Here is a 23,296-nt window from a genome sequence, read left to right as displayed (position 1 = left end):
GGTCGAGCCGGTCGAGGCCCTCGGCGTCGACCTCGTAGAGGTTCAGCGCCGCCGAGGCGACGTCTCTGGTGACCACCCCGCCGGAGCGCACCTCGGCGAAGTCGCGGACCCGGCGCAGCAGCCGGTTGGCGATGCGGGGCGTGCCCCGCGACCGCCCGGCGATCTCGTGCGCCGCGTCGCCGGGCAGCTCCAGGCCGAGCAGCCGCGAGGAGCGGTGCAGCACCTGCTCCAGCTCGGCCACCTCGTAGAAGTCCATGTGCGCGACGAACCCGAACCGGTCGCGCAGCGGCGCGGGCAGCAGCCCGGCCCGCGTGGTGGCCCCGACCAGGGTGAACGGCGCGACCTCCAGTGGGATCGCGGTCGCCCCGGGCCCCTTGCCCACCACGATGTCGACGCGGAAGTCCTCCATCGCGAGATAGAGCATCTCCTCCGCCGGACGGGCCATCCGGTGGATCTCGTCGATGAAGAGGACCTCTCCCTCCGAGAGGGTCGACAGGATCGCCGCGAGGTCGCCCGCCCGCTCCAGCGCGGGCCCGGAGGTGATCCGGAGCGGCACGGAGAGCTCCGTCGCGATGATCATGGAGAGGGTCGTCTTGCCCAGCCCGGGCCCACCGCTCATCAGCACGTGGTCCGGCGGCCGGTTACGTCGCAGCGCGCTCTGCAGCACCAGTGACAGCTGCTCGCGCACCCGCGCCTGGCCGATGAACTCATCCAGCCGCTTGGGCCGCAGCGCCGCCTCGATCAGGCGCTCGTCCCCTTCGGCGTCCGGCGCCACCAGATCCCGCTCGAAGCTCACGCCGGTCCGCCTTCACTCGCACGCGCGGTCGCCGGCCCGCCGGCCCCGCCTCTGTCATCCCCGGTGTCATCCCAGGCCACCCGGCCCGCCTCCGGCCCGCCGTCCCAGGGTCGGACCGCACGGACCGCTCCCGGCCCGCCGACCTCGCCCCTGCCGTCCCGGCCCGCACCGACCGGCCCGGACCTGCCGACCCCGGCCCCCCGGGCCGCTCCGGACCTGCCGGCCCGGACCCGGTCCGCGTGGGCGGTCCACGCCTCGCCGGGACCGCCGCGGCCGCGAGAGGCCCGCATCGGGCGCGCCCCCCTCATCGGACGCTCAGCGCGCGGAGCGCGGCCTTGAGCAACGCCGCCACCTGCGGCGAGCGACCCTCCGCCACCTCGGCGTCGGCCTGGGAGGTGACGGCGGCGACGGCCTCGTCGGCGTCTCTGGCCGAGTAGCCGAGGCCGACCAGACCGGAGTGGACCTGGTCGCGCCAGGCGGGCGCGGACGCGCCGCCGTTGAGCGCGGCGTTGACGGCCTGCTCGGGGGTGCCGAGCTTGTCCTTGAGGTCGACGATGATCCGCTGGGCCCCCTTGGGGCCGACGCCGGGGACCCTGGTCAGCGCCTTCACGTCGGCGCTCGCCACGGCCGTCCGGAGCGCGTTGGGGGTGTGCACGGCCAGCATCGCCAGGGCGACCTTGGGGCCGACCCCGTTGGCCGTCTGCAGCATCTCGAAGACGCCGCGCTCGTCGTCACTGCCGAAGCCGAACAGCGTCAGCGACTCCTCCCGGACCACGAGCGAGGTGGCCAGCCGGGCCTCCTCGCCCACCCGGAGCGTCGCCAGCGTGCCCGGCGTGCAGTGGACCAGTATCCCCACCCCGCCGACCTCGACCACCGCGCCGTCAGGCGCGACCGCGGCCACCCGTCCCCGCACCGAGGCGATCACTGTGTGGTTCCTCTCGAATATCCGGCCCGGCCCCGCCCCCGGAAGTAGGCGGCGGCGGTCGTGCCCGGCCCGGTCCTGGTCCTGGCGACCGCCTCCGCCAGGCGGTTCTGTGCCCCGCCCCGCCACACGTGACAGATCGCCAGCGCCAGCGCGTCGGCGGCGTCGGCGGGCTTGGGCATCGCATCCAGCCGCAGCAGCCGGGTCACCATGGTCCCCACCTGCTGCTTGTCGGCCGTGCCGCTGCCGGTGATCGCGGCCTTGACCTCCGACGGCGTGTGCAGCGCCACCGGCAGCCCCCGGCGGGAGGCGCACAGGATCGCCACCGCGGAGGCCTGCGCGGTGCCCATCACGGTCCTGAGGTTGTGCTGGGCGAAGACCCGCTCCACGGCCACCGCGTCGGGCTCGACCTCGTCGAGCCACTGCTCGATGCCCGCCTCGATCGCCACCAGCCTGGCCCCGATCTCGTCGTCGGCCGGAGTCCGGACGACTCCGACCTTGACGAGGCTCAGCGGCGCCCCGGGCCGTCCCTCGACCGCCCCGAGTCCGCACCGGGTCAGCCCCGGGTCGACCCCCATCACCCGCAGCTCGGGCAACCGCACCGACACGCCTCCGCTCGCCGAACACCTGTTCGGTGCCCGACTCTACCGCGTGGGAGCGCCGCTCGCACGGCTACCCGGCGGCGCCCGTCAGAAGTGGTCCAGCATGTACGGCTTGGCGTGGAAGGCGGCGTCGAGGGCGTCGTCGGAGTCCGCCGGACCGGTGAGGATCCCCGAGCGGCGCAGGGTCGCGGTCGGGATCCCGGCGTACAGGGCCGAGAAGCCGGCCGCGGTGAAGGTGGGGGTGAATCCCGGCAGGGTCGCGGCGGGCTCGGCCGTACCGGAGCCGCCGGAGACCGACAGCTGCCAGGGGCCGGAGTTGCCGGGGCGCTGGGGGTCGTCGACCTGGACCGCGGCGTCGAGGGTGACACCCGCCGGGAAGCCCCGCCCGGCGACGGCCGCGACGAGGTCGACGACGCGGAACATCCAGCGGGTCTGCGCGACGTGGTCCTCGGGACGGTCGCCGATCAGCCAGAACACCGGGTCGTCGGGGGCGACGGCCGCCCGGACCGACTTGGCGACGGAGGCCGAGGTGCCGACCAGCGACCACAGCGCCCGCGCCGTGGCCTCCGAGCCCGCGACGAGAGCGGAGACCCTGATGTCGCCGCCGTCCCAGTGGTAGGTCACGAAGCCGTCGTCGGCCAGATAGAGGAAGTCGTCCTTGTTCTCCAACAGCACGCGCCAGGCGTTCTCGCCCCGGCTCAGGGGGCCGGAGGCTCGGGTGGCGGCGTGGACGCGGCCGAGGAGCGCGACCACCTCGGAGGCGTCGCCGGGGCCCATCCGGCGGATCTTGACCTGCTCGGTGGACCTGATCGTGCGCAGCGCCTCGGCGGGCAGGGTCGCCACGTGCATGGCGCCGGCGTGCTCCCAGCCGAGGGAGCGGTAGATGTGGGTGGTGGCCGGGTAGAGCGCCGAGACCGGATGGCCCAGGGCCGCGCAGCGGTCAATGGTGGCCTGCATCAGGGTGCGGCCGACGCCCCGCCCCCGGTCCTCGGGGGCGACGGTCACCGAGGCGACGCCGCCCATGGAGATCGGCCTGCCGTGCCACCACTGGGTGAAGTCGTTGGTCCGGCTGGTCGCCACCAGGCGGGCGCCGTCGACGACGCCGAGGTATCTGCCCTCCTCCAGCGCCGGGACGGTCAGCTTCCGCCAGGCCTCCTGCACGCCCTCGGGGACGGGCCCGAAGGCGCGCTTGCGGTTGTCCAGCACCGCGTCGAGATCGTCGACAGTCAGATCACGTAGTTCCACAAGGCTCCAACCTAGGCAGAAGACGCGAGTGAAGGCGAATCGTCACCACAGGTGAATCGGTCCCTACAGGTATCGGTCCCTACAGGTGACGCGTGGCGGGCTCGGCGTCCGCGGCCCCCGCCCTGTCGCGCAGGCGGTCCAGCCGCCGCATCACCGGCGTCGCCGTGACGCCGTGCAGGACGAGCGAGGCCAGCACGGTGAAGGCGACCACCGCCCAGAGCTCCTCGGCGGGCACGCCGAAGTCGGCCTGGCCGAGGGCGTAGGCGAGGTAGAACAGCGAGCCGATGCCGCGGATCCCGAAGAAGGCCGTCACGCCGCGCTCGCGCGGGCCCGCCGGGCCGCCGAGCTGGGCGGCCCAGCCGGCCAGCGGCCGGATCACCAGCAGCAGCGACAGCCCGACGGCCGCGCCCTGCCAGGTGAGGGCGGCCAGGCCGCCGGTCGCCACGGAACCGCCGAGCAGCAGGATCAGCCAGGCGGTCAGCAGCCGCTCGATCTGCTCGATGAAGCCGTGCAGCACGCCGTTGTAGCCGTGGGTGCGCTCGGCGGCCCTGATCGTGCACCCGGTCACGAACACCGCGATGAAGCCGTACCCGTGCACCAGCTCGGTGAGGCCGTAGGCCAGGAACGTCGCGGCCAGCGCGACGAAGCCGTCCCGGTGCTCGGCCAGGCGCAGATCGGAGACCTGGGCGCGGAAGAAGAGCCGGCCCAGCAGCCTGCCGGTCAGCAGCCCGCAGACCAGGCCGGCCCCGCACCGGTAGAGCAGGTCGACCAGCGCCCAGCCGCCGACCCAGCCGAGGCCCCCGGTGGCCGTCATCGCGACGGCGGCGAACACCAGGGGGAAGGCGAGGCCGTCGTTGAGCCCCGCCTCGGAGGTGAGGGTGAAACGGACCTCGTCGTCGGCCTTCTCCGAGTCGACGGGCTCGCCGACCTGCACGTCGGAGGCGAGCACCGGGTCGGTCGGGGCGAGCACCGCGCCCAGCAGCAGCGCCGCCGCCGGGGGCCAGCCCAGCAGCGCGGAGGCCACGGCGGCCACCGCCACGACGGTCAGCGGGAGCGTCCACCCCAGCAGGCGCCAGGTGGAGGCCCAGCCGCGCGGCCCGAAGGGCCGGTTGATCGCGAGCCCGGCGCCCATGAGCGAGATCAGCACGCAGATCTCGGCGGCGTGCTCGACCAGGGCCCGGTGGGCCACCGGATCGGGTCTGGGCAGCTCCAGCGGCAGCAGGTAGAGCAGGGCCCCGCCGATCAGGCAGGCCAGCGGCAGCGAGAAGGGCCTGCGGTTGAGCAGCCGGGGCAGGACGGCCGCGAGCAGGGCGCCGGCGCCCGCCAGCGCGAAGATCAGATCAGGGTTTCCCATCGTCCGCGTGATCTGCCCCGCCCTTGGGGGACAAACATCCCCTGGGGGACAGACGTCGCGGACGACGTGAAATCCGCATCAGACGGCGGAGCGCCCGCCTCTCCCCGGAGAGACGGGCGCCGCACCGGACCTCACGCGTCGAGCTTCTCCAGCACCTCGTCGGAGACGTCGAAGTTGGCCCAGACGTTCTGGACGTCGTCGCTGTCCTCCAGGGCGTCGATCAGCCTGAAGACCTTGCGCGCGCCGTCCTCGTCGAGCGGGACGTTCAGCGTCGGCAGGAAGCTGGACTCGGCCGAGTCGTAGTCGATCCCGGCCTCCTGCAGGGCCTTGCGGACCGGGACGAGGTCGGTGGCCTCGGAGACGACCTCGAACTGGTCGCCCAGGTCGTTGACCTCCTCGGCGCCCGCGTCGAGGACCGCGGTCAGCACGTCGTCCTCCGACAGCTCACCCTTGGGCACGAGCACGACGCCCTTGCGGTTGAACATGTAGGACACCGAGCCGGGGTCGGCCAGGGAGCCGCCGTTGCGGGTCAGGGCGACCCGGACCTCGGAGGCCGCGCGGTTGCGGTTGTCGGTCAGACACTCGATCAGCACCGCCACGCCGCCGGGGGCGTAGCCCTCGTACATGATGGTCTGCCAGTCGGCGCCACCGGCCTCCAGGCCGCCGCCGCGCTTGCGGGCACGCTCGATGTTGTCGATCGGGACCGAGCTCTTGCGCGCCTTGGTGATGGCGTCGTACAGCGTCGGGTTGCCGTCCGGGTCGGGGCCGCCGGTCCGGGCCGCGACCTCGATGTTCTTGATGAGCTTGGCGAACAGCTTGCCGCGCTTGGAGTCGAGCGCGGCCTTCTTGTGCTTCGTCGTCGCCCATTTGGAGTGGCCGGACATCGCCTAGAGCTCCCTCACCATCTCAACAAAATATGAATGCACGCCGACGTCCCCGGTAAGTTCCGGATGGAAGGACGTGGCGAGCAGCGGTCCTTGACGGACCGCGACGATCCTATCCCCAGCTTCGGCCCGGGCCAGCACTTCGACCCCGGAACCGACGGATTCCACCCACGGCGCCCGGATGAACACCGCACGCAACGGGCCCCGGCCGGCGAAGTCGACGTCGGCCTCGAAGGAGTCGACCTGGCGGCCGAAGGCGTTGCGGCGGACCACCATGTCGATACCGCCGATCGTCTGCTGGCCGTCGATGCCGCCCTCGATCCGATCGGCCAGCATGATCATGCCGGCGCAGGAGCCGTAGGCGGGCATGCCGCCCTTGATCCTCAGCCGGAGCGGTTCGAGCAGGTCGAAGGTCTCGGCGAGCTTCCACATCGTGGTGGACTCCCCGCCGGGGATGACCAGGGCGTCGACCGCCTCCAGCTCGCCGGGCCGCCGTACGGCTACCGCCTTCGCGCCCGCCGTCTCCAGGGAGTGCACGTGCTCGCGCACGTCACCCTGCAACGCGAACACACCGATCGTCGGGGCGATGGTCACAGTGGTCCTTTCAAGGTGCGTGGAATGCCCTCACAGCGTATGGCCACTCCGCGCATCGCCCCAAACCGGGTCAGGCCGCGGCGGGGGCCTCCTGGAGGGCGTGGCCGGCGTCCACCCGCTCCAGGCTCCTCATGTGGTGGCGCCTGCCGTACAGGACGGCCATGCCCGCCAGGCAGCAGAGCGCGCCGAGGAAGTACGGCAGGGCGGGGGCGACGTCCTCCCCCAGCTTGGTGGCGACGTACGGCGCCAGCGCCCCGCCCGTCCAGCGGACGAAGTTGTAGCCGGCGGAGGCGACGGGACGCGGCGCGTCGGAGACCTCCATGGCCGCCTCGGTGAACACCGTGTTGTTCAGGCCGATCGGGATGCCGGACAGGACGACGAAGACGATGACCCCGACGTGGCCGGACAGCGCGATGCAGACCTGCAGGGCGGCCAGCACCGCCAGGGACAGGTGGAGCACCCGGACCGAGCCGATCCTCCGCTGCAGGAAGGGTGCGCCGAAGACCGAGGAGAGCGCGACGCAGGCGCCCCAGCCGAAGAAGACCGCGCCGATGCCGTAGGGCGACATGCCGAGGATGAACGGGGTGAAGGCCAGGATGGTGAAGAAGGCGAAGTTGTAGAAGAACGCGGTGAAGGCGGTGGTGGACAGGCCGCCGTGGGCCAGCGCCCGGAGCGGGGCGGTCAGGCGGGTCTTCACCGCCGGCTTGGGGGTGGACCTCAGCAGGGTCGCGATGAGGACGAACCCGACGGCCATGAGGGAGGCGGTGCCGAAGAAGGGCGCGCGCCAGTTCCAGTCGCCGAGGGCGGCGCCGACCAGCGGGCCCATGGAGATGCCCAGGCCCAGGGCCGCCTCGTAGAGGATGATGGCCGATTCGGCGCCGCCGCTGGCCGCGCCGACGATGACGGCCAGGGCGGTGGCGACGAACAGGGCGTTGCCCAGCCCCCAGCCGGCGCGGAAGCCGACCAGCTCGCCGACGCTGCCGGAGGTGCCGGCCAGCGCGGCGAAGACCACGACCAGGGCCAGGCCGAGCAGCAGGGTCGACCTGCCGCCGATCCGGCTGGAGACCCACCCGGTGACGAGCATGGCCACGGCGGTGACCAGGAAGTAGCTGGTGAACAGCAGGGAGACCTGGCTGGGGCCGGCGTGCAGGCCCTGGGCGATGGAGGGCAGGATCGGGTCGACCAGGCCGATGCCCATGAAGGCGACGACCGCGGCGAAGGCGGTGGCCCAGACGGACATCGGCTGGCGCAGGATGCTGCCGCCGCTCTGTGCGGACATGGGGGTGAACTCCTTCTCGGGCGGGGCGGGGCGGGCACGGGCGCCGGACCGTCCGGTGGTGCGGTTTTCTCCGTGACGCGGACCGTCCGGTGGTGCGGGTTCTCTCGGTGACGCGGGCCGTCCGCGCGCGGTCCGCGGCCGGCGGCGAGGGCGCCGGCCGCGGGTCCGGGTCAGACGTCGCCGAGCTTGGCCAGGGCCGGGAGCGCGGCGGCGATCGCGGCGCGCTCCTCGGCCGTCAGCGCCGCGAGCTGCCCGGTCAGGTAGGCGATGCGGGCCTGGCGGACGGCGGCCAGGCGGGCGCGCCCCTCCTCGGTGAGCTCGACCGCGCGGACCCGGGCGTCGGCCGGGTCCGCGCCGCGCGTCACCAGGCCCGGTTCCTCCAGCCGGTTGATCTGCACGGTCATGGTGGGCAGTTGGACGCCGTGCTCCTCGGCCAGCTCGGTCATCCGGCGGGGGCCGCCCTCCAGCGAGCCCAGCACGGCGTACTGCTGGCTGGTGAGAGGCTGTCCGGCCGCCACACGGCGCAGCAGCAGCACCAGGTGGCGCAGCTCTCTCGAAAGGCTCTGGGCCAGATCGTCCGTCGTCATGGTTAGCCAGTCTAACTTAGCCTGGCTAAGTATTATTCCGGAGAGGGGGCGGCGCCCTCTCCGGACGCCGCCCCGGGACGGTCAGGGACGCTTGGTCTCCCAGTCCACGGTCTCCTGGATCTGGTCGGTCGCCGGCACCTCGGGCATCCGGCTGACCGAGGGGTCGAGCGGGCGCAGGTAGGTCTGCTGGACTCCCGGGACCCGGTCCTCGATCACGAAGGTCGCCTTGGTGTGCGCCGCCGCGCCCGCCCGGGTGACCTGCGGCAGCACCTTGAAGTCCGCGATGAGCTGCTCGCGCCCGATCCGGGTCAGCACGTAGCCGCGCTGGTTGTTGTAGAACTTCAGGTGCGGGTTGATGGTCAGATACGGATGGGTCTTCGGGTCGGAGTCACGCCCGTCGCCGCCCGTGGTGATGGAGGAGGCGACCAGCTCCGAGCCGACCGTGCGCGTGGTGGGGTCGTCGTAGTCGAGCTTGAGGTCGCTGGCCCAGTGGGCGTGCACGTCACCGGTGAGCACCACGGGGTTGCGCACCCCGGCGTCCACCCATCCCCGGGTGACCCGCTGCCGTGAGGCGACGTAGCCGTCCCAGGCGTCCTGGCTGGTGATCTTGGCCGGCCCGGCGTTGTTGTCGCGCTGGGCGAAGAAGACCTGCTGGCCGAGGATGTCCCACTGCGCCCGCGACTGGCGGAAGCCGTCCAGCAGCCAGCGCTCCTGCGCGTCGCCGGTGATCGAGCGCGCGGGGTCGACGGCGGCCGGGCAGTCCCTGTAGCCGTCGCCGCAGCCCTGGTCGCTGCGGTACTGCCGGGTGTCGAGCATGTGGAAGGTGGCCAGCCTGCCCCACCGGATCCGCCGGTAGAGCTGCATGTCGACGCCCCGGGGGATCGAATCGCGGCGCAGGGGCATGTTCTCGTAGTAGGCCCGGAAGGCCGCCTCGCGCCGGGCGAGGAAGTTCGGCTGCGGGACCTCGGGCTTCTCCGGCACCTCGTCGGCCCAGTTGTTGTCCAGCTCGTGGTCGTCCCAGACGACCAGCCAGGACGCGGCGGCGTGCGCGGCCTGCAGGTCCGGGTCGGCCTTGTACTGGGCGTGCCGCTGGCGGTAGTTGGCCAGGCTCTCGGTCTCGGGCCCCTCGTGGTGGCGGACGTTGCCGCCGGGGATGGTGTAGGTGTCGCGCCGGTACTCGTACTGGTAGTCGCCCAGGTGCAGGATCAGGTCGGGGTGCTCCTCGGCCAGGCGCCGGTAGGCGGTGAAGTGGCCGTGCTCGTACTGGGCGCAGGAGACGAAGGCCATCGCCAGGCCGGAGCCGTAGGACAGCGGGTGCGGAGCGGTTCTCGCCCGGCCCGTCGGCGACAGGTAGGGGCCCACCTTGAAGCGGTACCAGTATTCCCGGTCGGAGGCGAGCCCGCCCAGCTCGACGTGGACGCTGTGGCCCCACTCCGGGGTCGCCAGGGCCACACCCCGCCGCAGGACGCGGCTGCCGGCCTCGTCACCGTAGACCTGCCACTGGACCGGGAAGGGCCGGCCGGGCATGCCGCCCAGGCCGTCCTCGGCGAGCGGCTGGGGCGCCAGCCGCGTCCAGATGACGAAGCCGTCGGAGCCGGGGTCCCCGGAGGCGACGCCGAGGGTGAAGGGGTCGGCGTGCAGACCGCGGGAGGCCAGGGACGCGGCGCTCTCCGCAGGGGGTTCGGGGTCGGCGTTCGCCACGGCGGGAACGCTCGCCACCGCTCCCGCCGCGATGCCGGTGACAAGGAAGGAACGTCGGCTGAGCCGGGACATGGGGGCCTCCGAGGGGGATCGGGCGCGTACGCCCGCCAGCCTCGCGAAGGATCATGGCCGCGGAGTGAACTTTTCCGGTCACAGAAAAGGCGACATCCTTCACGGATGTCGCCTTTCCCGAAATTTCTTACCAGCCGCGCTCGGCCAGGCGGTGCGGGACCGGGATGTCGTCGACGTTGATGCCGACCATGGCCTCGCCCAGGCCGCGGGAGACCTTGGCGATGACGTCCGGGTCGTCGTAGAAGGTGGTGGCCTTGACGATCGCGGCGGCGCGCTGGGCCGGGTTGCCGGACTTGAAGATGCCCGAGCCGACGAACACGCCCTCGGCGCCGAGCTGCATCATCATCGCCGCGTCGGCCGGGGTGGCGATGCCGCCGGCGGTGAAGAGCACGACCGGCAGCTTGCCGGTCTTGGCGACCTCGGCCACCAGCTCGTACGGCGCCTGCAGCTCCTTGGCCGCCACGAACAGCTCGTCCTCGGGCAGCGAGGACAGGCGCTTGAGCTCGCCCCGGATCTTGCGCATGTGGGTGGTGGCGTTGGAGACGTCGCCGGTGCCGGCCTCGCCCTTGGAGCGGATCATCGCCGCGCCCTCGGTGATGCGGCGCAGCGCCTCGCCCAGGTTGGTCGCGCCACAGACGAAGGGCACGGTGAACTGCCACTTGTCGATGTGGTTGGCGAAGTCGGCGGGGGTCAGCACCTCGGACTCGTCGATGTAGTCGACGCCGAGCGACTGGAGCACCTGGGCCTCGACGAAGTGGCCGATGCGGGCCTTGGCCATGACCGGGATCGAGACGGCGGAGATGATGCCGTCGATCATGTCGGGGTCGCTCATCCGGGAGACGCCGCCCTGGGCGCGGATGTCGGCGGGGACCCGCTCGAGCGCCATGACGGCGACGGCACCGGCGTCCTCGGCGATCTTGGCCTGCTCGGCGTTGACGACGTCCATGATGACGCCGCCCTTGAGCATCTCTGCCATGCCGCGCTTCACCCGGGCGGTTCCGGTGACGGCGGTCTCGGTGACTTCGGGCGTGCTGCTGGACACGGTCTCTACCTCACGACGGCTGGTTGCGGATCACGGGCCGCCCGCGAGGGCGGCCACCACACCTCCATGTTAGGTGCTGATCCACCTTCCCCTTACACGCCATCTTGTCCCCATTTACCCACCATCTTGCCGCTATTGGACAGACTTCTCGGACGTTCCGGAGGGGGAAGCGGCGGCCGGAAGGGCCGCCGGACCGGGGCGCGGCCGGGAGATCAGGGGATGACCGGCCGGCGGGCGGCCAGGACGACCCACACCTGGCCGGGCGCGAAATTCATCGGATCCCCCGCCTCGGTGGTGAAGACGGTGCCGTCCTCCTCCGTCTCACGCGACCATCTGGCCTTGAACGCCTGGCCGTCGCGGAGCACGATCGCGCTCCCCTTGCCGGTGCTGTGCACCAGGGGCGTGTAGCTCTGGTTCTTGTCGTGGAACTCCGAGCGCTCGGTCTTGGTGTACTGCACGACGATGGTGGGCGCGCCGAGCTGGCCGCCCTCGGCCGCCATGTCCTTCTTGCCGTCCTGCCAGATCAGCCACTTGCCGGCCGGCTCCGACCAGGCGAAGGTGAAGCGGGCGGCCGGGTATTTCACGCTGAACGCCTTCTTGGGCACGCCCCCCTCGGGGGCGTCGCCGAAGGTGAAGCCGACGTCCTTGGCCCTGCTCGCCTTGGGCGCCTGGGCCAGCAGCCGCTTGGTGTCGGCGAACAGGTTGTAGGGGGCGTAGCGGCCGGGCTGGCGGAAGTAGGCGCCCGGGGCCCTGCTGTCGGAGACGTCGAACAGCGACGACTGCGCGATGATGGGGAGCATCTTGGTCTGCGCGCCCGAGTAGGCGAAGGCCGGCTTGCCGAACTGCGGCACGATGTGCAGGTCGGAGATCCGGGCGCTGCGGACCGGACCGATCTTGGGCGGGATCTTCGAGGAGAAGATCGCCATGAGACGCGTCAGACCCGCCTCGACCTGCTCGACGTAGACGATGTCGGCGCTCTTGAGCCCGAGCTGCGGCTTGCCGGCCGAGGTGTTCTCGATCTTCGCCGCGAGCACCGCCCTGCGGGCCGCTCCGGGCAGGCCCGTGAAGGGGTGGGTCGGCTCCGGGGTGGGGGTCGCGGCCTCGGGCGGAGCGGTGGCCGCCTGCGCGTTCTTCCCAGGAGCGGGCTCGTCCGAGGAACAGGCCGCGGCCGGCGCGAGAACGGCCGCTCCCGCCAGCGTGACGGCGATCATCCGGGGCACCCGCACGGCTCATCTCCTCAAATCGGCCCTGAAACGCCCAAGAGCTTACCTCTGCCCGACTTGCCGGATACCCCACTTTGTGTGCGTCCTATTCACCTGCCGGACACCTGGCCCCGTTACGCACCCTATTCGGCGGCGAGGGACTGCGGGGGCGCGTCGTCGATCTCGAAGAAGTCCGGATACTCCGTGTGCCCGGCCAGCCGCAGGGTGCGGGCCAGCCAGCGGCGCTGGGCGGTGCGGGTCACGCCGACCGCGTTGTTGTAGAAACGGCGCGAGTAGAGCACCTTGGCCACCGCGGCGCCGAGCTCCTCCAGCAGGTCGGGGCCGGCCGGGGTGGCGGCCAGCCGGTCGCGGAAACGCTCCTGGTCGGCCACCGCCCGCAGGGTGCGCGACAGGTCGCTCTCGGCGTGCTCGCGCTCCTCGGGCCCCGCCGTACGGGCCTCGTGGGCCGCCGCGGCCAGCACCAGGCTCGTCGCCGGGTCCAGGACACGGGAGGCCGCCAGCTCCAGGCAGACGGCGGTCCGCCGCACCAGGGCGGCGTCCAGGGTCTCGCGGGCCAGCTCCAGCCGGATGTGGAGCCGGTCCAGCCGGCCCGCCCGCCAGGAGATGTAGACGGCGGTGAGCAGCACGAGCGCGCCCACCAGCAGGATCAGCGTCGCGGTCACGGCGCGTCGTCCTCCTCCACCCCGGCCGTGCTGGCCACGGTCTCGTAGACACGCAGGACGTCGCGGGCGACCGTGGACCAGTCGTATTTCCGGACGGCCTGGCGGGCCTCCTGCGACAGCTTGGCCCGGCGTCCGGGGTCGTCGAGCAGCGCGGCGGCCTCGCGGGCGAGCGAGCCGGCGTCGCCGGTCTCGAACAGCGCCCCGGCCTGGCCGTCGTCGAGAACCTTGCGGAAGGCCGGGATGTCGCTGGCCAGGATCGCGGCGCCGGCCGACATCGCCTCGGTGAGCACGATGCCGAAGCTCTCCCCGCCCAGGTTGGGCGCGCAGAAGACGTCCACCGAGTGGTAGGCGCGGACCTTGTCCTCCTCGCTGACCATGCCGAGCAGGCCGATCCGGTCGTGGAAGCGGGCCGGGACCCGTCCCAGCACCTCCTGCTCGTCGCCGGGCCCGGCGATGAGCAGGCGCAGCCCGGGCCGCTCGGCCGCCAGCAGGCTGAACGCCTCCAGCAGCACCGGCAGGCCCTTGCGGGGCTCGTCCATCCGGCCGAGGAAGCCGATCACCTCCCCGGTGTCCCAGCCGGGCAGCGGCTCGGCCTCGCTGTAGCGGCCGACCGTCACCCCGTTGGGGATGAGCACGGCGTCACCGCCGATGAACTCCACCAGGGTCTTCCTGGCCGCGTCGGACACGGCGATCCGGGCGGTGATCTTCTCCAGCGCGCTCGTGATCACCGGGGACGCGACCGAGAAGGCCCGGGAGCGCCCGTAGGAGGCGTGGAAGGTGCCCACGATCGGCCCCCTGGCCACCCAGCAGGCCAGCAGCCCCACCGAGGGGATGAACGGCTCGTGGACGTGGAGCACGTCGAAACGGCCCTCCCGCACCCAGCGGCGTACTCGGTTGGCCGACAGGAACCCGAACGACATCCTGGCCACCGACCCGTTGAAGGGGACGGGGACCGCGCGGCCCACCGAGGTCACGTAGGAGGGCAGCGACGCGTCGTCGCCGGCCGGCGCGATCACCTGGACCTGGTGACCGTCCTCCATCAGAGCCTCGGCGAGGTCGCGGATGTGCACCTGCACGCCGCCCGGAACGTCCCACATGTAGGGACAGACGATGCCGATCCTCATCGCTCCCTCACCACCCCTCGCCCGCTCCGCCGAGGGCGTGCTCCGCCGCGCTCGCCGCGCCGGGCCCGGTCGCGCCGCATCGTCCCCTCACCATTCTTCGCGCATGTCTCGCGGGTCTTCGCGCATGTCTCGCGGGGCCCGCCCGCGCCTCATCCGCGCGGCTCCAGATCCTCGAGCCAGAGCCGCTGGAGCATGTGCCAGTCCTGGGGGCGCTCGGCGATGCCCTTCTCGAAGACGGTGGCCAGATCCTGCGTGACGGCGGCCGCCTTCTCCTTCCGGGTGCCCTCGGCGGGGATCGCGATCTCGTCGTGGAAGTGCAGCCCCCAGTCGCGCCCCTCGAAGTAGGGGATCACCGGGATCAGCGCGGCCCCGGTGTGCACCGCCAGCAGGCCGGGCCCGGCGGGCATGCGCGTGGCCGCGCCGAAGAACTGCACCTCGACCCCCTTGGCGGTCAGGTCGCGCTCGGCGGGCAGCGCGATCGGCCGGCCGGCCCGCAGCCGCTGCGACAGGACGCCGAAGGTGTGGCCGTCCCCGCCGGTGAGCGGCAGCACCTCCATGCCCAGCCCCTCGCGGAAGGCGGTGTAGCGGTGGAACAGCGACTCGGGCCTGAGCCGCTCGGCGACGGTGGTGAACGGGTGCCCCTTGGCGACGAACCAGGCGCCCGCGTGGTCCCAGTTGCCCATGTGCGGCAGGGCCAGGATCACGCCGCGCCCCTTGGCGAGGTTGTCGTAGACCGGCCCGTCGCCGACGACGTGCACGCGGGAGAGGATCTCCCCGGCGGACATGGAGGGCAGCCGGAACACCTCGTGGAAGTAGCGGAAGTAGGAGCGCATGCCCTCGCGGCTCAGCTCCCGGATCGCCGGATCGCCCGGCGAGGCGCCCTTGACCCGGGCGAGGTTGGCCTCCAGCCGGAGCACCGACCCCCCGCGGCGCTTCCACAGCCGGTCGGCGGCCTCGCGGAAGGCCCAGGCGGTGAGGCGTTCGGGGAGGCGGGGCACGAGCGTCCAGCCGGCGCCGAACCCGGCCGCGACGAGACGATCCTGCAGGGACGGCTTGTCGGTCATCGCTCTCCCGATCAGCGGAGGGTCTGGGGCGGGACGGAGACGGCCTGGCGGCGGACGTGCAGCAGGCGCTGGGCGACGGTGACCGCGCTGGCGACGGCGAGCAGCCAGAGCCCCGCCGCCAGGATGTAGGGCACGCCGAGACCCGCGATGCCGGTGGCGACCAGCCCGACGACCAGGCGCTCGGGCCGTTCGGCGATGCCGACGTCGCACGTCATGCCCAGGCCCTCGGCCCTGGCCTTGACATAGGACACCAGCGCCCCGGTGACCAGGCAGAACAGTGCCACCCCCGCCAGCACCCACTGGCCGCTCACCGTGAGCCAGATCGCCAGTCCCGAGAAGATCCCGGCGTCGCCCACCCGGTCGAGGGTGGAGTCGAGAAAGGCGCCCCAGACGCTGCCGGGCCCCGTCATCCTGGCCATCACCCCGTCGAGAAGGTCGGCCAGCACGAAAAACGTGATCACAAGCGTGCCGGGGAACAAGTCTCCTCGGGGGTAGAAGAAGAGGGCCGCGGCGACGGTGCCGAGCGTGCCGACCGTGGTGACCACGTTGGGGCTGATCCCCCGGCGGGCAAGCGCCCTGCCCAGGGGGGTCAGAACTCGGGTGACGGCGGGGCGCAGAAGTTTCAGCATCGCGCTCCGATCGTAGGCCAAACGGCATGTGGGCGCGTATCCAACGCCCCGCAGGCGGATCGGCCCGGACCTCTTGTGATATCCGCCACATGGGTATTTGGTGAACAGACCGCGTCCTTGCGGTGTATGGACGCGGCAGCGGACCCGAGGGTGTGGCCGCACCTGGCCGCGCTCCGGCAACGACGCGGGAGGCGACGTGGCAGAGAAGGCAACCGGCGGGGCAGCGGGAGCCGCGGGGAGGGCGCCTGCGGCCGACCGGCCGGACATGGTGAGGAACGTCGTGCTGGTCGGCCATTCCGGTGCGGGGAAGACGACTCTGGTGGAGGCGCTCCTGGCCGCCACCCGGACCGTCCAGCGGCCCGGCCGGGTCGAGGACGGCAGCACCGTCAGCGACTTCGACGAGGTGGAGGTGCGCCAGCAGCGCTCGGTGAACCTGACCGTGGCCCCGCTGGTCCACAACGACATCAAGATCAACCTGCTCGACACCCCCGGCTACGCCGACTTCGTCGGCGACCTGCGCGCCGGGCTGCGCGCGGCCGACGCGGCGCTGTTCGTGGTCTCGGCGTCCGAGGGCGTGGACGGCCTGACCCGGATGCTGTGGGAGGAGTGCGCGACCGTCGGGATGCCGCGGGCGGTCGTGATCACGAAGATCGACCACCAGAGAGCCGACTTCGAGGAGGCCCTCGCCGCCTGCCAGGACCTCTTCGGCGAGGGCGTGGCCCCGCTGTATCTCCCGGTGGTCACCAACGGCCGGATGAACGGCCTGATCGGGCTGCTGACCCAGAAGTTCTACAACTACGCCACCGGCTCCCGCAGCGAGAACGCCCCTGGGCCCTCCTACCAGGACCAGATCGAGCAGTACCGCGGCGCCCTGATCGAGGGGATCATCCAGGAGAGCGAGGACGAGTCCCTGATGGACCGTTACCTCTCCGGGGAGGACATCGACACCAAGGTCCTCATCGACGACCTGGAGAAGGCGGTCGCGCGCGGCGGCTTCTACCCGGTGCTGGCCACCGGGGCCGGGGTGGGCGCGACGGAGGTCCTCGAACTCATCACCCAGGGATTCCCCTCTCCTCTGGAGCACCCGCTGCCGGAGATCACCTCGATCGACGGCGAGCCGGTCACCGGCATCACCTGCGACCCCGACGGACCGCTCGTCGCCGAGGTGGTCAAGACCACCAGCGACCCCTACGTGGGCCGGATCAGCCTGGTGCGGGTGTTCTCCGGGACGCTGCGCCCCGACATGACCGTGCACGTCTCGGGGCACGGGATGGCCGACCGCGGTCACGAGGACCACGACGTGGACGAGCGCATCGGCGCGCTGTCCTCCCCCCTGGGCAAGCTCCAGCGGACGACCGCCAAATGCGTGGCCGGCGACATCGTCGCGGTGGCCAAGCTGTCGCGCGCGGAGACCGGCGACACCCTCTCCGACAAGGACCGGCCGCTGCTGATGACCTCCTGGACGATGCCCGATCCGCTGCTGCCGGTGGCGATCCAGGCCAGGTCCAAGGCCGACGACGACAAGCTGGGCCTGGCCCTGCAGCGGCTGGTCGCCGAGGACCCCACGCTCCGGCTGGAGAACAACGCCGAGACCCGGCAGCTCGTGCTGTGGTGCATGGGCGAGGCCCACGCCGACGTCCTGCTGGACCGGCTGAGCAAGCGGCACGGCGTCGAGGTGGAGAAGGTCGACCTGCGGGTCCCGCTCCGGGAGACCTTCGGCGGCCGCTGCCAGGCCCTGGGACGCAACGTCAAGCAGACCGGCGGCCACGGGCAGTACGCCATCTGCCACCTGGAGGTCGAGCCGCTGCCCTCGGGCGGAGGCTTCGAGTTCGTGGACAAGATCGTCGGCGGTGTGGTGCCGCGCCAGTTCATCCCCTCGGTGGAGAAGGGCGTGCGCACCCAGATGCAGCGCGGCGTGGTGGCCGGATACCCCATGGTGGACGTGCGGGTGACGCTGTACGACGGCAAGGCCCACTCGGTCGACTCATCCGACATGGCCTTCCAGATCGCCGGGGCGCTCGCGCTGAAGGAGGCCGCGGCGAAGGTGCCGACCCTGCTGCTGGAGCCGGTCGACGAGGTGGCCGTGCTGGTCTCCGACGACCACGTCGGCGCAGTGATGTCCGACCTGTCGTCGCGCCGGGGCCGGGTCCTGGGCACCGAGCAGGTCGGCGTCGGCCGCACCCTCGTCCGGGCCGAGGTGCCCGAGCTGGAGATCACCCGCTACGCCATCGACCTGAGATCGATGTCACACGGCACGGGGACCTTCCAGCGCACCTTCCTGCGTTATGAACCGCTCCCGCCCCATCTGGTGGACAAGGTCGCCGGTTGATCGTCCGTCGGGAGGCGTGAACCGTCCGGATCACGCCTCCCAAAAAGTTACCCAAGTAACGGTGACGTCACGAAACGATTTCTTTTTTCCGGCCGAAGCACCACGGTCCCGATGCCACACTGAGGAACCATGCGAACCGGACGCCCTTTGCTCGCCGCCGCCGTCCTCGCCGTCGCCACCACCGGCGCCGCCTACGCCTTCGGCCCGGACGCCGCGGTGACCAAGCCCACGGCCCACAAGCGCGTGCCCGCCGCGACCGCCACGCCCTCCGACCGGGCCGCGACCACCGCGCCCGCGTCGTGCAAGCCCAGGGCGGCCTATCCCAAGCGGCAGCTGCGCGGCGTCTGGATCGCCACGGTCAAGAACATCGACTGGCCCTCGCGGACCGGCCTGTCCGTCGCCAAGCAGCAGGCCGAATACACCAGGATCCTCGACAGTGCGGTCAAGCGCCGGCTCAACGCGGTGTTCGTCCAGGTCCGCCCGGCCTCCGACGCCGTCTACAAGTCGGCGCTGGAGCCCTGGTCGCAGTATCTGACCGGGCGGGCCGGCAAGGACCCCGGCTGGGACCCGCTGCCCTTCCTGGCCGCCGAGGCCCACAAGCGCGGGCTGGAGTTCCACGCCTGGTTCAACCCCTACCGCGCCTCCTACGACGGCGAGGTGAAAAAGCTCCCGGCCAACCACCCGGCCCGCGTCCACCCCGACTGGATCGTCAAGCACGCGGGCCTGGTCTACTACAACCCGGGCCTGCCCGCGGTCCGCGACCACGTCACCGCGGTCGTCAAGGACGTCGTCCAGCGCTACGACGTCGACGGCGTCCACTTCGACGACTACTTCTACCCCTACCCGGCCGGGAGCGCGCAGTTCGCCGACGGCGCCGCCTACCGCAAGTACGGCAAGGGCGAGAGCCTGGCCGACTGGCGGCGCGGCAACGTCAACAAGCTGATCGCCCAGGTCGACAAGGCCGTGCACGAGACCAAGCAGTACGTGAAGTTCGGCATCAGCCCGTTCGGGATCTGGCGCAACAAGTCCGAGGACCCCACCGGCTCGGCCACCGGCGGCATGTCCGCCTACGACGCCATCTACGCCGACGCCCGGCACTGGATCCGCAAGGGCACCGTCGACTACGTGGCGCCGCAGCTCTACTGGCCGCGCGGGTTCAAGGCCGCCGACTACGACGTGCTGATGCCGTGGTGGGCCAAGGAGGTCAAGGGCACCGGCGTGCAGCTCTACATCGGCCAGGCCCTCTACCGGGTGGGCAGCACCGACACCCCCGCCTGGACCGACCCCGGCGAGCTGCCCTCCCACCTCACGCAGAACCGCAAGCACAAGCAGGTCGAGGGCGACATCTACTTCAACGCCAAGCAACTGCTGACCAACCCGCTGGGCGTGCTGGACCGGATCGTCAAGAGCCACTACTCCCACCCGGCGCTGCTGCCCCTGATGAAGGACCTCGGCGGCCAGGCCCCCGCCCAGCCCGCCGAGGTGAGGCTCCAGGGCACCGAGCTCAGCTGGAAGTCCTCCGCCGGGGCCCGCTCCTACGCGGTCTACCAGATCCCCTCCGGCAAGGTCGGCGAGTGCGCCACCGCCGACGCCCGCAACCTGGTGGCGGTCGTGCCCGCGGCGGGCGGCGAGCGCCAGACCTTCGCCGCCGCGGGCGGCGGCGCCTATCTCGTCACCTCCCTCGACCGCCTGCACAACGAGAGCGCGCCGGTCAAGGCCGCCCCCTGAGGTGAGCCGGCGCCGGGCCCCGGCGCGCCCGGCACCGGGCCGATCATCGGATCCGCTGGACGGAGGGACAATGTTCCCCTACGGTGCCAGCATTTGGGCGAGGTCTGGGGAGGTCACCGGTGAGGCGGACGCTTGCCGCGTTTGCGCTGGTCCTGAGTGTGTTCTGGCCGGCGGCGGCGCAGGCCGACGCATCCGCGGGCGGGCGGGTGGCGCTGATCGGCGTCCCCGGCCTGCAGTGGAGCGACCTCAGCCCCGAGGGCACCCCCAACCTGTGGCGGCTGGCCGGCCAGAGCGCGCTCGGCTCGCTGTCGGTCCGCGCGGTCGGCCGGGTGACCTGCCCCTATGACGGGTGGCTGACGGTGTCGGCCGGGACCAGGTCCGCGGTCGGCTACGGCTGCGGGCTCCCGCCGGCGCCCGACCCCGGCACGGCCGGCGCGGTCATCCCCGGCTACGCCTACCTGCACGAGGTCGCCCGGCAGAAGAACGCCGGGACGCTCGGCGAGGCGGTGCACGCCGCCGGGCAGTGCACGCTCGCGGTCGGCCCCGGCGCCGCGCTGGCGCTGGCCGACCGGGCGGGGAAGGTGGACCGCTACGCCCCCTCCCCCGCGCAGATCGCTCCGGGCGCGCTCACCGAGTGCCGGGTGATCGCCGTGGACGTCGACGACCTGATCACTCCGTACGTGGCCGGCGGGCGGCTGCCCGAGGCCGAGGAGGCGCTCACCCCCGGGCAGCGGGCGGACGCGCTGCGGCTGGCCGACGCCAAGGCCGGGGCGGTGCTGGACGCGCTGCCCGGGGACACCACCGTGCTGCTGGCGGGACTGGCCGATCACGGGCCGGTGCCGCACCTGCGGGTGGCCATGATGCGCGCCGCCGACGCCTCGGGCCGGTCCCTGGGGGCTGCCTCCACGCACCGCGCGGACATCACGATCCTGCCGGACATCACCGCCACGATGCTCGCGGCGGCGGGCATCCCCACGCCGCCCTCCGTGGTCGGCGCGCCCTGGCAGGCGGGCGGGGACCGGACCGCCGGCACGGAGGCGGCCAAGGCCGGGCTGGTCGACGCCGACGTGGCCGGGCAGACGGTCAGGCGGGTGGGCGGGATCTTCTTCACCACCGTCGCGGTGCTCCAGGTCGTCTTCTACCTGACCGCGTTCCTGCTGATGCGCCGCAGGCGGGGGCTCGGCGGGATCCGGGTGGCCGCGCTGGCGCTCGCGTCCGTGCCCGTGTCGACCTACCTGGTCAACCTCACCCCCTGGCACCGCGGCGGGGCGCCGGTGGCCGCCCTGGTCGGCGGGATCGTCGTCCTGGCGCTCGCGCTGGCCGCGCTGGCCCTGGCCGGCCCCTGGCGGCGCCGCCCGCTCGGGCCGCTGGCCGTCGTGGCGGGGGTCACCGCGGCGGTGCTCGCCGGTGACCTGCTGACGGGGACGACCCTGCAGCTCAACAGCGTGATGGGCTACACCGCAGTGGTCGGCGCGCGCTACTACGGCCTGGGCAACATCCCCTTCGCCCTCTTCGCCACCTCGGTGCTGCTGCTGGCCACCACGATCGCGCACCGGCCGGCGGGCCGGGGCCGCAGGGCACTGGCGGTCGCCGTCGTGACGGTGATGGGCTGCTCGGCGATGATCCTGGGCGGCTGGCCGGGGGTGGGCAGCGACTTCGGCGGCGTGATCGCCTTCGTGCCCGGCATCGCGGTGACCGCGCTGCTGATCGCGGGCAGGCGGGTCTCGATCGTCAAGCTGGGCGCGTTCTGCGTGGTGGGCGGCGTCACCGTGATGGCCATCGCCTACCTCGACTACCGGCGTCCGCCCGGCTCCCAGACGCACCTGGGCCGTTTCGTCGGCCAGGTGTTCACCGGCGAGGCGATGGAAGTCATCGGCCGTAAGCTGGGCGCGATGCTGGGGACGTTGCTCAGCCCCAACCTGATGCCGATCGTGATCGCCGCGGTCGCGTTCCTGGTCTACGCGCTGCTGCGGCCCGGGGCGGCCAGCGCCGGGGTGCTGCCCGCCGCGTTCGCCCACTCCCCCGCCCTGCAGGCCGGCCTGATCGGCACCCTGGTCAGCGGGGTGGTGGGGATGCTGGTCAACGACTCGGGCGCGGCCGTGCTGTCGATGGCGCTGGCCCTGGGCGTGCCGCTCATGCTGTCGGTGGGCCTCAAGGCCCTGCGCGACGGCACGGTGGGCTACGGCGAGGCGGGCCAGGAGTCGGCCAGCAGCTCCCTGGTGTCGCGGAGCAGCTGAGGCAGCACCTTGGTGTGGCCGACCACCGGCATGAAGTTGGTGTCCCCGCCCCAGCGGGGCACCACGTGCTGGTGCAGGTGGGCGGCGATGCCCGCGCCCGCCACGCCGCCGAGGTTCATGCCCACGTTGAAGCCCTGCGCGCCGCTGGCCTTGCGCAGGGCGGCCAGCGCCCGCTTGGTGAAGTCGGCGAGCTCGGCGGTCTCGCCGTCGTCGAGGTCGGCGTAGTCCGCGACGTGCCGGTAGGGGCAGACCATCAGGTGGCCGGAGTTGTACGGGTAGAGGTTGAGCACCGCGAAGACCGAGCCGCCGCGGGCGATGATCAGCCCCTCCTCGTCACTCAGCTTGGGGATCTCGCAGAACGGGCAGCCGTCGCCCGGCCCCGGGCCGGTCGGCTTGTTCGTCCCCTTGATGTAGGCCATCCGATGAGGAGTCCAGAGTCTTTCGAACGCGTCCGGCGTCCCTGCCCCGTGCTGCGCCGCTGGCTCTTCGTTCATGGCGATCAGCATATTGCCACGCGGATCCGTCCGCTCTGGCGCCTCCCGCCGCGGGCGCGCGGCCCCACCGGGCCGTCCGGCGCGGGGTGCCCGGGCCGGGGGGCGGCGCCCGGGACGGCCGGCCGCCGTCCGCCGCATGACCCCCCATAACGCCCTCTAATTGGCCTCAGCCGACAAATGGTGCGGATTTCCGGCAGAATCCCAGCGAGCGTGACCATCAACAGCCGAGGAGCACCCCATGACCGACGTCTCCATCGAGGACATCACCGAGGAGACCGACTCTCCCGCTGAGACGACCACCGTCCGCCCGTTCTCGCTGAGCCTGTCCACGCCCCCCATCTCCTCCGTCCCCCCGCTTCCCGACCCCGAGCCGGTCGTCGAGCCGGTCACTGAGCCGGTCGCCGTGGCCGAGCCGGTCACCAAGCCGGTCGCCGTGGCCGAGCCGGTCGCCGCGGCCGTGGTCAAGGGGCGGATCAAGGTGGCCGACGAGGTCGTGGAGAAGGTCGCCGCCCTCGCCGCCCTCGAGGTGGCCGGCGTCGTCGGCCTGGGCACGGCCCTGCCCGACGCGGTGGAGCCGGTGCGCGGGCGCGCCGGTGCCCGGGCCAGGCGCGGCACCCCGGGCGTGAGTGCCCACCCGGATGCGCTCCGGCCCTCTCCGGCCGCGCTCCGGGGCTCCCCGGACGGTGCCGGACCGTGCTCCGGGGACCTGTCATCGGACACGCTGCACG

General features: G+C 72.5%; 21 protein-coding genes. 4 read left to right on the top strand and 17 right to left on the bottom strand.

What is annotated here, in order from left to right; translation table 11 throughout:
• The 16 genes from ruvB to pgsA form a co-directional block, all read right to left on the bottom strand.
• Positions 1 to 796, bottom strand: a 796-nt coding sequence (gene ruvB / locus ACWDS7_RS29195) for a Holliday junction branch migration DNA helicase RuvB (protein ID WP_451931865.1), incomplete at its 3' end; no start/stop codon positions are given.
• Positions 797 to 1,100: 304 nt separating this feature from the next.
• The gene (ruvA, locus tag ACWDS7_RS29190) at positions 1,101 to 1,721 is read right to left on the bottom strand and encodes a Holliday junction branch migration protein RuvA (protein ID WP_306868705.1); all 621 of its coding nucleotides are present in this window, start codon (positions 1,719 to 1,721) and stop codon (positions 1,101 to 1,103) included.
• A complete protein-coding gene (gene ruvC, locus ACWDS7_RS29185) occupies positions 1,718 to 2,305 on the bottom strand; it encodes a crossover junction endodeoxyribonuclease RuvC (protein ID WP_306875643.1) in 588 nt (195 codons plus the stop codon). Before ruvC ends, ruvA begins: the two co-directional genes overlap by 4 nt.
• 102 nt (positions 2,306 to 2,407) lie before the next feature.
• On the bottom strand, positions 2,408 to 3,565 hold the full coding sequence (locus tag ACWDS7_RS29180; protein WP_451931864.1) for a GNAT family N-acetyltransferase: 1,158 nt from the start codon (positions 3,563 to 3,565) through the stop codon (positions 2,408 to 2,410).
• 79 nt (positions 3,566 to 3,644) lie between these two features.
• Positions 3,645 to 4,919, bottom strand: a complete 1,275-nt coding sequence (locus tag ACWDS7_RS29175) for a cation:proton antiporter (RefSeq protein WP_451931863.1) — start codon at positions 4,917 to 4,919, stop codon at positions 3,645 to 3,647.
• A gap of 131 nt (positions 4,920 to 5,050) precedes the next feature.
• Positions 5,051 to 5,803, bottom strand: coding sequence for a YebC/PmpR family DNA-binding transcriptional regulator (locus tag ACWDS7_RS29170; protein ID WP_306868699.1), 753 nt, complete (start codon positions 5,801 to 5,803; stop codon positions 5,051 to 5,053).
• A 3-nt stretch (positions 5,804 to 5,806) separates the two neighbouring features.
• Positions 5,807 to 6,397 (bottom strand): pyridoxal 5'-phosphate synthase glutaminase subunit PdxT, encoded by a 591-nt coding sequence (gene pdxT / locus ACWDS7_RS29165; protein ID WP_306868697.1) that lies wholly within the window; start codon positions 6,395 to 6,397, stop codon positions 5,807 to 5,809.
• 70 nt (positions 6,398 to 6,467) lie between these two features.
• Positions 6,468 to 7,676: an MFS transporter gene (locus tag ACWDS7_RS29160; RefSeq protein WP_451931862.1), complete on the bottom strand. Its 1,209-nt coding sequence runs from the start codon at positions 7,674 to 7,676 to the stop codon at positions 6,468 to 6,470.
• 170 nt (positions 7,677 to 7,846) lie between these two features.
• Entirely contained in the window at positions 7,847 to 8,263 is a 417-nt protein-coding gene (locus ACWDS7_RS29155) for a MarR family winged helix-turn-helix transcriptional regulator (protein WP_451931861.1), read from the bottom strand.
• A gap of 81 nt (positions 8,264 to 8,344) precedes the next feature.
• Entirely contained in the window at positions 8,345 to 10,036 is a 1,692-nt protein-coding gene (locus ACWDS7_RS29150) for an alkaline phosphatase D family protein (RefSeq protein ID WP_451931860.1), read from the bottom strand.
• A gap of 127 nt (positions 10,037 to 10,163) precedes the next feature.
• Positions 10,164 to 11,078 (bottom strand): pyridoxal 5'-phosphate synthase lyase subunit PdxS, encoded by a 915-nt coding sequence (pdxS, locus tag ACWDS7_RS29145; RefSeq protein ID WP_451931859.1) that lies wholly within the window; start codon positions 11,076 to 11,078, stop codon positions 10,164 to 10,166.
• A 212-nt stretch (positions 11,079 to 11,290) separates the two neighbouring features.
• Positions 11,291 to 12,304 carry a DUF3048 domain-containing protein gene (locus ACWDS7_RS29140; RefSeq protein WP_306868690.1) on the bottom strand — a complete coding sequence of 338 codons (1,014 nt, stop codon included), beginning with the start codon at positions 12,302 to 12,304 and terminating at the stop codon, positions 11,291 to 11,293.
• 119 nt (positions 12,305 to 12,423) lie between these two features.
• Positions 12,424 to 12,963, bottom strand: coding sequence for a LemA family protein (locus ACWDS7_RS29135; RefSeq protein WP_306868689.1), 540 nt, complete (start codon positions 12,961 to 12,963; stop codon positions 12,424 to 12,426).
• Positions 12,960 to 14,087, bottom strand: coding sequence for a glycosyltransferase family 4 protein (locus tag ACWDS7_RS29130; RefSeq protein ID WP_451931858.1), 1,128 nt, complete (start codon positions 14,085 to 14,087; stop codon positions 12,960 to 12,962). The genes ACWDS7_RS29135 and ACWDS7_RS29130 overlap by 4 nt, the downstream gene beginning before the upstream one ends.
• A gap of 149 nt (positions 14,088 to 14,236) precedes the next feature.
• Complete coding sequence (locus ACWDS7_RS29125; protein WP_451931857.1) at positions 14,237 to 15,151, bottom strand: phosphatidylinositol mannoside acyltransferase; 915 nt, start codon at positions 15,149 to 15,151, stop codon at positions 14,237 to 14,239.
• 11 nt (positions 15,152 to 15,162) lie between these two features.
• On the bottom strand, positions 15,163 to 15,780 hold the full coding sequence (gene pgsA, locus ACWDS7_RS29120; protein WP_306868684.1) for a phosphatidylinositol phosphate synthase: 618 nt from the start codon (positions 15,778 to 15,780) through the stop codon (positions 15,163 to 15,165).
• A gap of 196 nt (positions 15,781 to 15,976) precedes the next feature.
• Between pgsA and ACWDS7_RS29115 the strand changes: the two genes are divergently transcribed.
• The 3 genes from ACWDS7_RS29115 to ACWDS7_RS29105 all read left to right on the top strand — a co-directional run bounded on the left by ACWDS7_RS29115 (position 15,977) and on the right by ACWDS7_RS29105 (position 22,074).
• Entirely contained in the window at positions 15,977 to 18,109 is a 2,133-nt protein-coding gene (locus tag ACWDS7_RS29115) for an elongation factor G-like protein EF-G2 (RefSeq protein WP_451931856.1), read from the top strand.
• A 129-nt stretch (positions 18,110 to 18,238) separates the two neighbouring features.
• Complete coding sequence (locus ACWDS7_RS29110; protein WP_451931855.1) at positions 18,239 to 19,837, top strand: glycoside hydrolase family 10 protein; 1,599 nt, start codon at positions 18,239 to 18,241, stop codon at positions 19,835 to 19,837.
• A 119-nt stretch (positions 19,838 to 19,956) separates the two neighbouring features.
• On the top strand, positions 19,957 to 22,074 hold the full coding sequence (locus ACWDS7_RS29105) for a hypothetical protein (protein ID WP_451931854.1): 2,118 nt from the start codon (positions 19,957 to 19,959) through the stop codon (positions 22,072 to 22,074).
• Here the strand turns inward: ACWDS7_RS29105 and ACWDS7_RS29100 are convergent.
• Entirely contained in the window at positions 22,017 to 22,568 is a 552-nt protein-coding gene (locus ACWDS7_RS29100) for an HIT family protein (RefSeq protein WP_306868679.1), read from the bottom strand. The two genes, ACWDS7_RS29105 and ACWDS7_RS29100, sit on opposite strands and share 58 nt — an antisense overlap.
• A 238-nt stretch (positions 22,569 to 22,806) precedes the next feature.
• On the opposite strand from ACWDS7_RS29100, the gene ACWDS7_RS29095 reads away from it, so the two are divergent.
• Positions 22,807 to 23,296: hypothetical protein (locus tag ACWDS7_RS29095; protein WP_451931853.1), on the top strand; the 490-nt coding region annotated here is incomplete at its 3' end.

Source organism: Streptosporangium sp. NPDC003464, from assembly GCF_053588315.1.
The sequence above is the reverse complement of the archived record's forward strand: the minus strand, read 5'-3'. Positions and strand labels throughout refer to the sequence as shown.